Genomic DNA, 13,295 nt, shown 5'->3' with positions numbered 1-13,295 from the left:
ACCGGTGGCTTGGCGTTCGCTTGCGGTTGCTCGCAACCGGCCAATCAGGCATGCCAGAATGCCCGGCGCCTTTGCGGCCATCGTCATTGCATCGGGATCAGGCAGCCGGCCTCTTCGGATTCAGGACCTCCACATGCGAGCAAAAAAGCTGACAACCCTGGCACTGGCAGCCTGCATTCCTCTGTGGAGCCTCGCCACGGAAATCATTTCTCAACCCGATGAACGCGCCTTGCGCGAGGAATGCAGTGCCCACTCCCAGGCCGGAATGCGAGACTGCCTGGCGCGCAGGCTCGCAGACAGCCACAAGGCATTGAAGCAGGCCGAGGAACAGGCAGCCAGCGCACTGGGGCAATGGGATGAGGATGCCAAATATGCCTCCCAGGCCAAGGCCAGGCTGTCCGCCTCCGGCAAGGAGTTCACGCAGTACCGCGATGCCCAATGCAGCTGGCTTGCTTCTCTGGCTGGCGGCGCAGCCGGCAACGCGACGGAGATCAGGCGCCTGTCCTGTGCTGCAGCACTGAACTTCGGGCGAGCCGCGCAGCTGCGCGACGCCACATCCGAGCTGCCGTTGAAATAGCACGGAGCGCCCGATGCGGGCGCGCCTGAGGTGCATGTCAGCGGAACTTCACCGGCTGCACGCCCCGGTGCTTGGGCCTGACCACCACGGTGCCCGCAATCTTGTCGTGCCAGCCTTGTTTGCGCGGGTCAAAGGCCACCCAGATCAGCCCCAGGCACAGCGGGATGATGGACACGAAATAGGCCAGGTAGCGAATGATGGCCTGCCGTGTGCTCATGTCCGCGCCGGTCTGCGCGTCCACGATCCTGGCGGCGATGAGCATCTTGCCCGGCGTGGCCTGTTTCTTGATCCAGAAGATGACGACGGCGATGGCAGGCAGCACCCAGGAGATGACGAAATCGGCCGGGCCGTGCAGCAGTTTTTCGGACTCCAGGTATTCCCAGCCATAGATGGAGATCAGGGCCGGAAGCATGAGCACGAGCAGGATCACGGTGTCGATCAGCGCGGCGCCGGTGCGGGCCCAGAAGCCCACGTATTCGAGATCGTCATCCTGCATGGTGCGCCCTGGTTGGCATATGAGGCTGCCAGTGTGCCACCTCGGTGCCCCGCCAGAAATGCCGCGCAAGGCCAGGGCCTGCGCGGCAGGGTTGCGGCGGCCTGTCGATCGAACTATCGATCGAATACCGCCTGCAGGTCCTTCTGCCCCGTCACGCCGGACTGCAGCGCCAGCATCAGCAGGATCCGCGCCTTGGGCGCGCGCAGATCGTCGGCCATGACGGCGCCGGCCTCGAACGAGGTCTTGCCGCCGCCCTCGAAGCCGTAGCTGGGCATGACGCGGCCGTTGTGCACGCGCGTGCTGACGACCACGGGCACGTTCTTGCCGATGGCGTACTTGGCGGCATCGAGCATGGCGACGTTCATGTTGCCCATGCCCAGGGCGTCGATGACGATGCCCTTGACGCCACGGTCCACCGCTTGGCGAACGGCCTGGCCGTTGGCGCCGCCGTACATGGGGAAGATTTCCACCTCGGGCATGGTCTGCGCCTGGATGGGCAGGTGCTGGCGGCGCGCGGGGGCGGAGGCGAAGTTCACGCGGTCCGGGTAGACCTCGCCCAGAAAGCCGAACTCACCCGAGCGGAAGGTCTCCACGTTGGCCGTGTGTGTCTTGGTGACGTAGCGCGCGGCGTTGATCTGGTTGTTCATGGCCAGCATGGCGCCCTTGTCGCGCGCCTTGGGGTCCACGGCGATGCGCACGGCGTTGAGCAGGTTGCGCGGCCCGTCGAAGTCGGACACCGAGGCATTGCGCTGCGCGCCTATGAGCACGACGGGCTTGGACGACTGCACGGTCAAATCCAGCCAGAAGGCGGTTTCCTCCAGCGTGTCCGTGCCGTGCGAGACGATGGCGCCGGCCACCTCAGGGCGGGCCAGCGCGGCCTGTACGGCCTGGGTGAGCTGCACCCAGCGGGCCGGGTCCATGTAGTCGGAGGGCACGTTGGACAGGTTGTTGACCTGGATGCGCGCGTACTTGCCCACGTCGGGCACGGTGGCCAGCAGGTCGTCGCCCGAGATCGCGGGCACGGGCGCGTTCTTGACCGGGTCGATCTTCATGGCGATGGTGCCGCCCGTGGCAATGAACTGGACCACGGGCTTTTCCTGGGCGGCGGCGCTGGTAGCAATCATGGGCAGGGTGCAGGCAGTGAGCAGGGCGAGGGCGGTGCGGCGGAAGGCTTTCACGGGTGTTGTCTCCTTGTTGTGATGTCAAGGAGCATGCTAACCATGGCGTGCGGCCGGCCCGCGCTGCCGGCCCTGCGTGAAACCCCGATGGACAGGCGCGATCAGCGCGCATCAACGCATCAAAGCGCCAGCGCGGCCTCGATGTCCGTGGACAGCTTGGCCGGCGCATCCTGCGGCGCATAGCGGCGGATGACCTGGCCGTCGCGGCCAACGAGGAATTTGGTGAAGTTCCACTTGATGGCCTTGGTGCCGAGCACGCCCGGCGCCTCGGCCGTGAGCCAGCGGTACAGCGGGTGGGCGTTGGCGCCGTTGACGTCGATCTTGCCCATGAGCGGAAAGCGCACGCCAAAGTTCAGGTCGCAGAAACTGGCGATTTCCGATTCGCTGCCCTTTTCCTGGGAACCGAACTGGTTGCACGGAAAGCCCAGCACCACCAGGCCGCGCTCGCCGTACTGCTCATGCAGCGCCTGCAGGCCGGCGTACTGCGGCGTGAAGCCGCAGGCGCTGGCGGTGTTGACGATGAGCAGCACCTTGCCGCGGTAGTCCGACAGGGGGACAGCCTGGCCCGTGATGGAGGTGGCCTCGAAGTCGTAGGCCGAGCGGGGTGCGGCGGCGGTGTCATTCATGCGGGTGCTCCTGGAGTGGAGCGCCCATGGTAGCGCCGGGATACCCAGGGACACCCAGGGGCGCGCTGGCCGGGCATGGGGATGCGGACTTGTCTCACAGACAGCAGGCGGCCAAAAACTTACCTTGGAAGGCAACAGGCGGGCATATCGGCCCGCCTGGTCCCGTTTCGCTGGCAGGTGTTTACAAGCCGCATAGGCGCATGCCTGCCGTAGTTTCCGTCCCACGATGAAGAGACCACGTATGAACCCCAACAGCACCCCCACGAAGCAAGCCAAATCCAACGCCGGCAACGGCCACCTGGCGCTGGACCCCAAGGCCCTGGAGGCCGCCAAGCACAGCCTGGACGATGGCGCCGTGACCCCGCACTTCGGGCCCTGGCGCGAGGACATCATCAAGCTGCTCAATGACTCGCTGGCCACCGAGCTGGTGTGCGTGATGCGCTACAAGCGCCACCACTTCACGGCCGTGGGCCTGGCTTCGCCCGCCATTGCCGACGAGTTCCTGGTCCATGCCAACGAGGAAATGGCCCACGCCGACAAGCTGGCCCAGCGCATCGTGCAGTTGGGCGGCGAGCCCGACTTCAACCCCCAGACGCTGACCCAGCGCAGCCATGCCGACTACAACGGCGAGATGGACCTGAAGGCCATGATCCGCACCAACCTGATCGCCGAGCGCGTGGCCATCGAGGCCTACAGCCAGATGATCGACCTGATCGGCGACAAGGACCCGACCACGCGCCGGCTGATCGAATCCATCCTGGAGCAGGAGCAGGAGCATGCGGACGAGCTGTCCGACTGGCTGGAGAAATAAGCACTTCCCGCCAGTACCCGCCAGCCCGACAATATCGGGGCTTGGCCCATAGGCAAGGCACCCCGCGCGAGCGGGGTGCCGTTTTTTTGGGCATTCTCTCGGCTTCGCGGAAATGGTCCCGCCCTATCGGCCCTGATGTCCTGTCATCAGGGCCGTCTTGCAATATGCGCTTTTCTTTCAATGATTTGAAGCTGCCCGAAGCTGTGCTCGCAGCCTGGCAAAGGCTGCTGGCCAGCCGCATCGGCCAGCGCGTGGCGGCCCTTCCCTGGTGGCACCGCTGGCCCACGCGGCGTGAATGGCTGCTGTTCGCCGCTGCGCTGCCGCTGCTGTTCGCGCTCTATGTGCTGGCCCTGATCCCGTTCACGCCCGGCATCCGCGACATACGCAAGGCCAAGCTGGAGCAGCCCGCCCAGATCATGAGCGCGGATGGCAAGCAGCTCGCACAGTTCAAGCGCAGCAACCGGCAGTGGGTGAAGCTCGACGAGATGTCGCCCTCGGTGATCAAGGCGCTGATCGCCACGGAGGACCACCGCTTCTACGAGCACCACGGCATGGACTGGCGGCGCACGCTGGGCTCGGTGGTGCACACGCTGCGCGGCGATCCGCAGGGCGGCTCCACCCTCACACAGCAGCTCGCACGCAACCTGTACCCGACCGAAATCGGCCGCGCGCCCACGCTCAACCGCAAGCTCAAGGAGGCGATCACGGCCTTCAAGATCGAGGCGCTCTACACCAAGGACGAGATCCTCGAGACCTATCTGAACACCGTGCCCTTTCTCTACAACGCCTTCGGCATAGAGATGGCGGCGCGCACCTATTTCGACAAGCCGGCCGCGCGGCTGACGGTGCTGGAAAGCGCCACGCTGGTTGGCATGCTCAAGGGCACGAGCTACTACAACCCCGTGCTCAACCCCGACCGCGCGCTGTACCGCCGCAACACGGTGCTGTCGCAAATGGTCAAGCGCGGCGTGCTGCAGGAGGCCGAGTTCGCCCAGCTCAAGAAGCGCCCCATGCGCATCAACTTCGAGCGCCAGGAAGAGCCCCTGGGCATGGCCCCCCACTTCGCGCAGCAGCTGCGCAAATGGCTGATCGACTGGGCCGACCGCAACGACTACAACATCTACACCGACGGCCTGGTGGTGCACACCACCATCGACTCGCGCCTGCAGAACTGGGCCAACCAGGCCGTGGCGCGCCAGACGCGCACGCTGCAGGGCGTGGCCAATGGCGCCTGGAGCCAGCGCGACGGCTGGAATGCCGCCAACCCGCTGGTGCAACAGCTGGTGCGGGAGACCCCCGCCTGGCGCGCGGCGCGCAAACGCGCGGACGGCCAAGGCAAGGACAAGGCAACGGACAAGGACAGCGAGGAAGACACCCTCAAGGCCCTGCTGGCCGACAAGGCCTTCATGAAACAGCTGCGCGAGGACAAGACCCGAGTGCAGGCAGGCTTTGTGGCGCTGAACCCGGCCACCTCCGAAGTGCTGGCCTGGGTGGGCAGCCGCGACTTCACGCAGGACGCCTACGACCATGTGCAGCAGGCACGGCGACAGCCCGGATCGACCTTCAAGCCCTTTGTCTATGGCACCGCGCTGCAGCAGGGCGCCACCCCCGACGACAAGCGCGTGGACGGCCCCGTGGAAATCAAGCTGCCCGGCGGCGAAGTCTGGCGCCCCACCGACGCCACGCCACCCACGGGCCGCGAGATGACGCTGCGCGATGCCCTGGCCTACTCCAAGAACACCATCACCGCCGAAGTCATGCAATCCGTGGGCCCCGCCCGCGTGGCGCGCCTGGCGCGCGCCCTGGGCGTGCGCCAAAGCCCGCTGGACGAAGTGCCCGCCCTGGCCCTGGGCAGCAGCCCCGTGTCACTGCTGGAGATGGTCAACGCCTATGCCAGCCTGGCCCACGGTGGCCGCTGGCTGCCGCCCATGATGGTCACGCGCATCGAGGACGCCGACGGCAAGGTCATCGCCGAATTCGCCCCGCCCAAGCCTGAGCGCGCGCTGGACGAAGACCACGCCTACGCCCTGGTGGACATGCTGCGCGCCGTGGTGGACAAAGGCACGGCCGTGGCCGTGCGCCAGCGCTACGGCATCCACGCCGACGTGGCCGGCAAGACCGGCACCACCCAGGGCAATGCCGACGGCTGGTTCATCCTCATGCACCCGGAAATCGTCACCGGAGCCTGGGCCGGCTTCAACGACCCGCGCATCACCCTACGCAGCGACCGTTGGGGCCAAGGCTCACGCAGCGCCCTGCCCATGGTGGGAGACTTCATGTCCCGCGCCCTGCGCAGCCCCGTCATCGACGCCAAGGCCCGCTTCGAGCCGCCCGAACAAAGCCACTGGTGGTCCGACATGGTCGGCCGCCTGCGCGAACGCATGCAGGACTGGTGGCCTGACCAGCCGCCGCCCGGCCAACCCACCACCCCGGAGCCAGCACCTACCCCGGAGCCCGCACCCGAGCCCACGGAGCCACCCGGCCCGGGCCTGTCGCCCGGCGAGGAAATCATAGAAAGCACCCCCGCCCTGCCCGCACCCAGCATCCCCCTCACCCAGGGCACGCTGGGCCCCACGGACCAGCGCGCAGTGCAGGAAGCCACCCCCGCCACACCCGCTCTGCCCGGCGGCGAAGACGCCCCCGCAGGCACCGGCGTGGTGATCACGCCGATCCAGCCCTGACCCGGCTGGCTGTTGGCTGTTGGCTGTTGGCTGTTGGCTGTTGGCTGTTGGCTGTTGGCTGTTGGCTGTCCCCAGCCTCCCCCCTTCTGCCCACGCCTGCGTTGGGCGGGATGCGGGGTGGCAGCCCTGCCGAAGGACAGGGCTGCTTCGTTGTCTAGCTTGCCGCAGTTGTTTGAACGGATTGCGCCGCAGGCGCAAGGAGTGAGTTCTGCGGCACACCCCGCATCCCGCCCAACGCAGGTCGCCCGTAGCGAAGCGAAGGGTCGTGGGCAGTGCGGGGCGCGCTTCTTTGCTTCCTTTCTTATCGCGCGATAAGAAAGGGAGTCGGCCGCCGGGCCGAAACCCGGCTCCTGCCCGCCGCAAAGGCAAGCAGCAAAAATCAGTCCAGAAGATCAGCCCAGATCAGGCAAGAAACCAAGTCACCGCGAAGTCCGCGTATGACTCACATTGGCATCCACAGTCCCAAACACCGTCACCCCACTGCCACTGGACGCCTGGCTCCCCGAAACATCCCCAGCCACCCCGCCCGCACAGCCAGCCAGCCCCACACTCAGGGCCACCAGCACCATCGCGGCCAGCCCACGCATGCCGTACTTCATCGCAATCTCCTTCATCTCCGGCGCAACCGACCGGCACAGCCCATGTTAGCCGCGCCAACCCGCCGCCCCGTGAGCGAAGGTAATCACCCTTCCAGGTAAAGCGCAGCCAGCCGCTCACGTGCAGCGCTGTCGATGCCCAGCGCATCCCGCAGATACCCCTGCATTCCACCGAAGTCGGCCCGCACCATGTCGGTGGCCGCCGCCAAGTAGGACGCCTGCACGCGCCACAGCACATCCATCACCTCGGCCGGCATGGGAGCGAAGGTGGTGGCGGGGCGCTGGTAGAGCTGGTTGGTCAGCAGGTAGTCCTGCATCACGGTGTCCTCGTCCACGCCCAGCGCGGTGAGCAGCAGGGCGGCGGCCCAGCCCGTGCGGTCCTTGCCGGCCGTGCAGTGGAAGACCAGCGGGTCCTGGCTGTCCAGCAGCAGTTGGAACAGCTGTGCAAAGCGTGGCGCGTAGTCGTGCACGAAGCTGCGGTAGGTGTCCTGCATCAGCTCCTCGGCATGGGCGGCCGTGAGGTCGTTGCCTGCGGCAATCAGGGCGCTGGCGCGTTGCACCACGGTGGGCTCGACGATGAGCGCATGGCGGGCAATGCCCGGCCACTCGTAGGCCAGGTGGGCGCTTTCCATCTTGCCCCGGAAGTCCGCGCTGCGCGCGAGCTTCAGGCCCTGCAGCACGTCCAGGTCCGCTGCGCTGAGGCCGGCCAGGTGGTCGGCACGGAACAGCGTGCGCCAGCGCACGCGCCGGCCATCCAGGCCCGTGTAGCCACCGAGGTCTCGGAAGTTGGAGGCGCCGTCCAGGCGGATGGAGCGCGAGGGCGCCGGGGAGGAAGCAGCGGCGGCGGCCGCTGCCGGGGTGAGCATTTCGGTATCCATGCCCGCTAGATTAGCCCAAGCATGTGTTGTCCCCGTGTCAGGCCGGCGACCCGCTCCGGCAAGGTGCAGAAGCGGGTCGCAGGATCAGGTCAGGCAGGCGCCTTACGCCAGATGCTTGCCGACGATGCCGGCCAGCTCGAACATGTTCACGCTGTCCTTGCCGAAGACGGGGCGCAGCTTGTCGTCGGCGCGGATGACGCGCTTGTCCTTGGGGTCCTGCAGGTTCTGGGCCTTGACGTATTCCCACAGCTTCTTGACCACCTCGGTACGCGCCACCGTGCCTTCGCCGATGACGGCGGCCAGGGCCGCGCTGGGCTGCAGCGTGCCGGCAGCCGGCTTGCGCGCGGTCTTTGTGGCGGTCTTGGTGGCCGTCTTTGCCGTGGTCTTGGCTGCGGCTTTCTTGGCAGGCGCCTTCTTGGCCGTCGCGCTCTTGGCGGCCGCCGTCTTGCGCGGCGGGTACTTGCTGTCGCGCTGCTCGAACTCGAAGTTGACCTTGCCGGCCGCGCCATCCCAGACCAGGAAGGCCTTGAAGCTGCGGCGCGTGCGGTTGGAGACGAACTTGTCCAGCAGGTCGGTCTTGCCGGTCTGCAGCAGCTTTTGCATCTGCTCGCGCTCTATGGGCTGCTGCAGGATGATCTGGCCGCTCTTGAAGTCGCAGCTGGGCGTGGCCTGGGTCAGCGTGGGCACGGCCTTGGCGCAGACGTAGTTGCTGCCGTGTTCGAAGACCGGCGCACCGCACTTGGGGCAGGGGCCCAGCGATTGCTGGCTGGCAAAGTCCACCAGCTCGCCCGTGTCTTCGGAGGCGGCGTCGTCGCCAAAGTCGAACTCGAGCTTGTAGTTGCCGCCTTCCTCATCGTGCACGATGGTGACCTCGGCCACGAAGGGCCAGCCGGCCTTGGAGCGAAAGCCGTCCAGCGGGCCCAGGCGGCGGTCGCGCAGCAGTTGCTCGGCCTCGGCCGTCTCGAAGGTGCGGCCTGCAGGCGACTTGGTGAACGAGAAGCCGCAGCCCGCGCCCTGTCCGTCGCTGCCCGTGCAGCCGTAGCGGCGGTAGTTCTCCTTGACCACGCCGCCGCAGTTGGGGCAAGGCGTGGACAGGGTGGCGTAGTCGCCGGGCACGGTGTCTCGGTCGTATTCCTTGGCCTTCTTGACCAGCTTTTCCGTCATGGACTGGATCTGCTGCATGAAGGCATCGCGCGAGAGCTGGCCCTTTTCCATCTGGGCCAGCTTGTACTCCCATTCGCCGGTGAGGTCGGCGCGCGAGAGTTCTTCCACGCCCAGGCCGCGCAGCAGGGTCATGAGCTGGAAGGCCTTGGCCGTGGGAATCAGCTCGCGGCCTTCGCGCAGCATGTACTTTTCGGTCAGCAGGCCTTCGATGATGGCCGCGCGCGTGGCAGGCGTGCCCAGGCCCTTTTCCTGCATGGCCTCGCGCAGCTCGTCGTCCTCGACCTGCTTGCCGGCGCTTTCCATGGCGCCCAGCAGCGTGGCTTCGGAGTAGCGCGCGGGCGGCTTGGTCTTGAGGCCCTTGGGATCGACCTGGCCGGCGCGCGGCTGCTCGCCGGGCTGCACCGCGACCAGGGGCTGGCCCTTGTCGCCGTCCTTGCCGCCTTCGACCTCGTTGGCGGCCTCCTTGCCGTAGATGGCCAGCCAACCGGGCTTGACCAGGATCTTGCCTTCGGTCTTGAAACTGTGCTGCTCGACCTTGCTGATGCGCGTGGTCACCTGGTGCTCGGCGCTGGGGAAGAACACGGCCATGAAGCGGCGCACGACGAGGTCATAGAGCTTTTGCTCGGCCTCGGACAGGCCGCTGGGCGCCTGCGTGGTCGGGATGATGGCAAAGTGATCCGACACCTTGCTGTTGTCGAAGATGCGCTTGGTCGGGCGCACGTAGTTCTCGTCCAGCGCCTGCTGGGCAAAGGGCGCCAGGTGGCGCATGCCGCTGCCGGCCAGCATGGCGAAGGTCTGGTGCGCCACGGGCACGTAGTCCTCGGGCAGGGCACGCGAGTCGGTACGCGGGTAGGTCAGGGCCTTGTGGCGCTCGTACAGGCTTTGCGCCAGCGACAGCGTGGTCTTGGCCGAGAAGCCGAACTTGCCGTTGGCCTCGCGCTGCAGGCTGGTCAGGTCGAACAGCAGCGGGCTGGCCTGGGACGTGGGCTTGGACTCCTCGGTGACCTGGGCCGGCTTGCCGCGCACGGCGTCGGCAATGGCCTGGGCGTCGCGCTGGTTCCAGATGCGGTCGGCGCGGGCTTCCGCATCCTCGCTCTTCTTCCATTGGGGATCGAACCACTTGCCCAGGTACTGGCCGGCCTGCGCATCGAAGGCAGCATGCACTTCCCAGTAGTCGCGGCTCACGAACTTGCGGATCTTTTCCTCGCGCTCCACCACCAGGGACAGCGTGGGCGTCTGCACGCGGCCCACGGTGGTCAGGAAGAAGCCGCCATCGCGAGAATTGAAGGCCGTCATGGCGCGCGTGCCGTTGATGCCCACCAGCCAGTCGGCCTCGGAGCGGCTGCGCGCGGCGCTGGCCAGGCCCAGCATCTGCGCGTCACTGCGCAGGTTCTGGAAGCCGTCGCGGATGGCCTGCGGCGTCATGGATTGCAGCCACAGGCGCTTGACCGGCTTGCCCAGGCCCTTGCCGTCGGGCTTGGCGCCTGCGGCGTACTGCTCGATCAGGCGGAAGATCAGCTCACCCTCGCGGCCCGCGTCGCAGGCGTTGATGAGTTCGGTGACATCCTTGCGCTTGGCCAGCTTGACCACGGCATTGAGCCGGCTCTTGGTCTTGTCCACGGGCTTGAGGTCGAAATACGGCGGAATCACCGGCAGGTTGGCAAAACTCCATTTGCCGCGCTTGACGTCGAATTCCTCGGGCGCCTGGATTTCCACCAGGTGGCCCACGGCGCTGGTCACGACGTAGTGCTCGCTCTCGAAGTATTCATCGTGCTTGTCGAATTTGCCCGCCACCGGAGTCAACGCGCGGACGATGTCCTGCGCGACCGAAGGCTTCTCAGCAATCACCAGGGTCTTTGTCATTGTGTGTACTCGTCATTCCCCGCAGGACCTGCATGTCGCAGCCTGCGCTTCTACAATCCATGGCTCACGCGTGTACGTACGTGTACGCGCACGCGCATGTGTGCCTATTCAAGTTATCAGAGAAAACATGCCCCGCACAGCTTTGGCCCCTTCCGGCGGCCGCCGTATCCAGACCCGCCGCTCGGGTGTCCATGGCAAGGGCGTCTTCGCCGCGCAGGATCTTGCCGAAGGCGAGGTCCTTGTCGAGTACGTAGGGGAAATCGTCAGCTGGCAGGAAGCCCAGGACCGGCATCCGCACGACCCCAGCCAGCCCAACCATACCTTCTACTTCCACGTGGACGAAGACCGCGTGATCGACGCCAACTACGGCGGCAACTCCTCGCGCTGGATCAACCACAGCTGCGCTCCCAATTGCTACACCGATGAGCGCGATGGCCGGATTTTCATCGTCGCGCTGCGCAACATCGCCGCCGGCGAGGAGCTGAGCTACGACTACGGCCTGATCATCGACGAACCCTACACCAGGAAGCTGAAGGCCGAGTATCCATGCTGGTGCGGCGCGGCAACCTGCAGAGGCACGCTGCTGGCGCCCAAGCGCGGCTGGCGCCCGCCCATGCCCGGCGATGCATTGCCGGCCAGCACAAAGCCGGCATCGGAACAATCTGAAAAGACAAAGCGGGCCAAAAAGCAGCCGGTCAAAGCGGAAAAGCCTTTGGAAAAGCATTTGGAAAAGGCCCCCCAAAAGCCAAAGAAAAAATCCCGCAAATCCTCCACAAAGGCCGGCGCATGATGGCATCGTCCCCCATTCACTGGCCTGCGGAATCGCTGTGGCAGGCCATCGAGCCGCAACTGCCGGGCTTTTCCGTGGAAATCGTGCCCAGCATCGGCTCGACCAATACCGAGCTGATGGCGCGTGCCCGCGATGGCCGCAACGAACCCGTGCTGCTGGTGACCGAAGTGCAGACCGCCGGCCGAGGCCGGCTGGGCCGCCAGTGGACCAGCGGCGTGGGCGATTCGCTGACCTTCTCGCTGGGCATGCCACTGGCGCCTGCCGACTGGTCCGGCCTGTCGCTGGCCGTGGGCCTGAGCGTGGCGCAGAGCCTGCAGCCGCAATTGCCTACCCCGGGCTCGCAGCGCCCGCGCATCGGCCTCAAATGGCCCAACGACCTGTGGATCGACGGCGACCGCAAGCTCGGCGGCATCCTGATCGAGACGGCCAGCTTTGTCGGCAGCGCCGCGCATGAGCCCGGCACGCCGCGCTACGTGGTCGTGGGCATCGGCCTGAACGTTCGCCCACGCCCCGGCGACGGCATGCGCACGCCCCCGGCCAGCCTGCTGGAGCTGGACGAACGCCTGGACGCACCCACCGCCCTGGCCTGCGTGCTGCCGGGCCTGGTCTCCGACATACAGACCTTTGCCGCCCAGGGCTTTGCGCCGCTGGTGGAGCGCTTTGCCCAGCGCGACCTGCTGCGTGGCCGCGCCGTCAATCTCAGCGATGGCGAAAGCGGCACGGCCGAGGGCGTGGGCCCCGATGGCGCGCTGCTGGTGCGCACGGCGCGCGGCCTGCAGGCCATCACCAGCTCGGAAATCAGCGTGCGCCCGGCTGCTGTAGGCTAGGGCGGGTGACTCATCACTAGGGCCCAAGAAACGACATGCTGCGAATCGCCTTCCTGCTGCTGGTGCTGGCCAATGCCGGCTACTACCTCTGGAACCACGGCCAGCTCCAGGCCCTGGGCCTGGCACCGCCATCCCAGACCGAGCCCGAGCGCCTGGGCCAGCAGGTGCGCCCGGAGGCGCTGAGCCTGCTGAGTGTGGACAACGCGCCGGCCCCCTCCTCGGCCACCCCGGGCACGGCGCCTGCAGCCCCTGCCGCACCCGCGGCACCCGCAGCACCTGCGGCTCCTGCAGGTGGCGAGGAACCCGCCGCATCGGCTCGCCCCGAGAAAGCTGCGGGCCAGCCCACCAGCTGCCTGGTGGCCACGGGCATCGAAGACCGCCATGCCGAGGCGCTGCGCCGCGGCCTCATCGCCCAGGTCGCCAGCGACCAATGGGACCTGAGCAGCACGCACCAGCCGGGCCGCTGGATGGTCTACATGGGCAAGTTCCCCGATGCCGAGTTCCTGGAGCGCAAGCGCGCGGAACTGCGTGCACGCAAGATCGACTTCGACCGCGCAGGCGGCGCGCTGGAGCCCGGCCTGTCGCTGGGCCGCTTCTCCTCCGAGGAAGCGGCCACGCGCGAGCTGACCAACGTTGCGCGCCAGGGCGTGCGCACGGCCCGCGTGGTGCAGGAGCGCCCCGACATCACCCTCTACACGCTGCGCCTGCCCCAGGCCACGCCCGCACTGCGCAGCCAGGTCGAGTCCATGGGCGGCAAGGCCTTCGAGGGCAAGCCGTTCAGGCCCTGTTGAGCCCCGCGAGGGCACGA

The 13,295-nt window shown here is 67.0% G+C and carries 11 protein-coding genes; 6 read left to right on the top strand and 5 right to left on the bottom strand.

The window, feature by feature from the left end:
• The first annotated feature begins 58 nt into the window (after window positions 1-58).
• Entirely contained in the window at window positions 59-577 is a 519-nt protein-coding gene (locus BO996_RS04580; protein ID WP_232240466.1) for a lysozyme inhibitor LprI family protein, read from the top strand.
• Between the two features lie 37 nt (window positions 578-614).
• Here BO996_RS04580 and BO996_RS04575 read toward each other — a convergent pair whose 3' ends face one another.
• The 3 genes from BO996_RS04575 to BO996_RS04565 form a co-directional block, all read right to left on the bottom strand.
• The gene (locus BO996_RS04575) at window positions 615-1,073 is read right to left on the bottom strand and encodes an RDD family protein (RefSeq protein ID WP_012202823.1); all 459 of its coding nucleotides are present in this window, start codon (window positions 1,071-1,073) and stop codon (window positions 615-617) included.
• Between the two features lie 113 nt (window positions 1,074-1,186).
• Complete coding sequence (locus BO996_RS04570; RefSeq protein ID WP_013804565.1) at window positions 1,187-2,251, bottom strand: asparaginase; 1,065 nt, start codon at window positions 2,249-2,251, stop codon at window positions 1,187-1,189.
• 119 nt (window positions 2,252-2,370) lie between these two features.
• Window positions 2,371-2,877: a glutathione peroxidase gene (locus tag BO996_RS04565; protein WP_013804566.1), complete on the bottom strand. Its 507-nt coding sequence runs from the start codon at window positions 2,875-2,877 to the stop codon at window positions 2,371-2,373.
• Window positions 2,878-3,118: 241 nt separating this feature from the next.
• Between BO996_RS04565 and BO996_RS04560 the strand changes: the two genes are divergently transcribed.
• Both BO996_RS04560 and BO996_RS04555 read left to right on the top strand, forming a co-directional pair.
• Window positions 3,119-3,688: a ferritin-like domain-containing protein gene (locus BO996_RS04560; protein ID WP_013804567.1), complete on the top strand. Its 570-nt coding sequence runs from the start codon at window positions 3,119-3,121 to the stop codon at window positions 3,686-3,688.
• Window positions 3,689-3,852: 164 nt separating this feature from the next.
• Entirely contained in the window at window positions 3,853-6,369 is a 2,517-nt protein-coding gene (locus BO996_RS04555) for a penicillin-binding protein 1A (protein ID WP_071954131.1), read from the top strand.
• 682 nt (window positions 6,370-7,051) lie between these two features.
• Here BO996_RS04555 and BO996_RS04545 read toward each other — a convergent pair.
• The gene (locus BO996_RS04545) at window positions 7,052-7,831 is read right to left on the bottom strand and encodes a tyrosine-protein phosphatase (protein WP_043825450.1); all 780 of its coding nucleotides are present in this window, start codon (window positions 7,829-7,831) and stop codon (window positions 7,052-7,054) included.
• A 114-nt stretch (window positions 7,832-7,945) separates the two neighbouring features.
• A complete protein-coding gene (locus BO996_RS04540; RefSeq protein ID WP_071954130.1) occupies window positions 7,946-10,870 on the bottom strand; it encodes a DNA topoisomerase III in 2,925 nt (974 codons plus the stop codon).
• Between the two features lie 127 nt (window positions 10,871-10,997).
• On the opposite strand from BO996_RS04540, the gene BO996_RS04535 reads away from it, so the two are divergent.
• The 3 genes from BO996_RS04535 to BO996_RS04525 are packed head-to-tail and all read left to right on the top strand — an operon-like array spanning window position 10,998 to window position 13,278.
• Window positions 10,998-11,660 carry an SET domain-containing protein gene (locus BO996_RS04535; protein ID WP_071954129.1) on the top strand — a complete coding sequence of 221 codons (663 nt, stop codon included), beginning with the start codon at window positions 10,998-11,000 and terminating at the stop codon, window positions 11,658-11,660.
• Window positions 11,657-12,487: a biotin--[acetyl-CoA-carboxylase] ligase gene (locus BO996_RS04530; protein ID WP_071954128.1), complete on the top strand. Its 831-nt coding sequence runs from the start codon at window positions 11,657-11,659 to the stop codon at window positions 12,485-12,487. The genes BO996_RS04535 and BO996_RS04530 overlap by 4 nt, the downstream gene beginning before the upstream one ends.
• A 35-nt stretch (window positions 12,488-12,522) precedes the next feature.
• Window positions 12,523-13,278, top strand: a complete 756-nt coding sequence (locus BO996_RS04525) for a sporulation protein (protein ID WP_071954127.1) — start codon at window positions 12,523-12,525, stop codon at window positions 13,276-13,278.
• Window positions 13,279-13,295 lie beyond the last annotated feature (17 nt).

The sequence above is a fragment of the Delftia sp. HK171 genome, from assembly GCF_001886655.1.
GTDB classification, from domain to species: domain Bacteria; phylum Pseudomonadota; class Gammaproteobacteria; order Burkholderiales; family Burkholderiaceae_C; genus Comamonas; species Comamonas acidovorans.
Note: the sequence above shows the minus strand (reverse complement) of the source record. Positions and strands in the feature narration are given on the sequence as shown.

Excerpts from the sequence above, each read along its gene's own strand:
- BO996_RS04580 (WP_232240466.1), top strand. The coding sequence starts at position 59 with ATGCCCGGCGCCTTTGCGGCCATCGTCATTGCATCGGGATCAGGCAGC.
- BO996_RS04575 (WP_012202823.1), bottom strand. The coding sequence starts at position 1,073 with ATGCAGGATGACGATCTCGAATACGTGGGCTTCTGGGCCCGCACCGGC.
- BO996_RS04565 (WP_013804566.1), bottom strand. The coding sequence starts at position 2,877 with ATGAATGACACCGCCGCCGCACCCCGCTCGGCCTACGACTTCGAGGCC.
- BO996_RS04560 (WP_013804567.1), top strand. The coding sequence starts at position 3,119 with ATGAACCCCAACAGCACCCCCACGAAGCAAGCCAAATCCAACGCCGGC.
- BO996_RS04555 (WP_071954131.1), top strand. The coding sequence starts at position 3,853 with ATGCGCTTTTCTTTCAATGATTTGAAGCTGCCCGAAGCTGTGCTCGCA.
- BO996_RS04545 (WP_043825450.1), bottom strand. The coding sequence starts at position 7,831 with ATGCTCACCCCGGCAGCGGCCGCCGCCGCTGCTTCCTCCCCGGCGCCC.
- BO996_RS04540 (WP_071954130.1), bottom strand. The coding sequence starts at position 10,870 with ATGACAAAGACCCTGGTGATTGCTGAGAAGCCTTCGGTCGCGCAGGAC.
- BO996_RS04535 (WP_071954129.1), top strand. The coding sequence starts at position 10,998 with ATGCCCCGCACAGCTTTGGCCCCTTCCGGCGGCCGCCGTATCCAGACC.
- BO996_RS04530 (WP_071954128.1), top strand. The coding sequence starts at position 11,657 with ATGATGGCATCGTCCCCCATTCACTGGCCTGCGGAATCGCTGTGGCAG.
- BO996_RS04525 (WP_071954127.1), top strand. The coding sequence starts at position 12,523 with ATGCTGCGAATCGCCTTCCTGCTGCTGGTGCTGGCCAATGCCGGCTAC.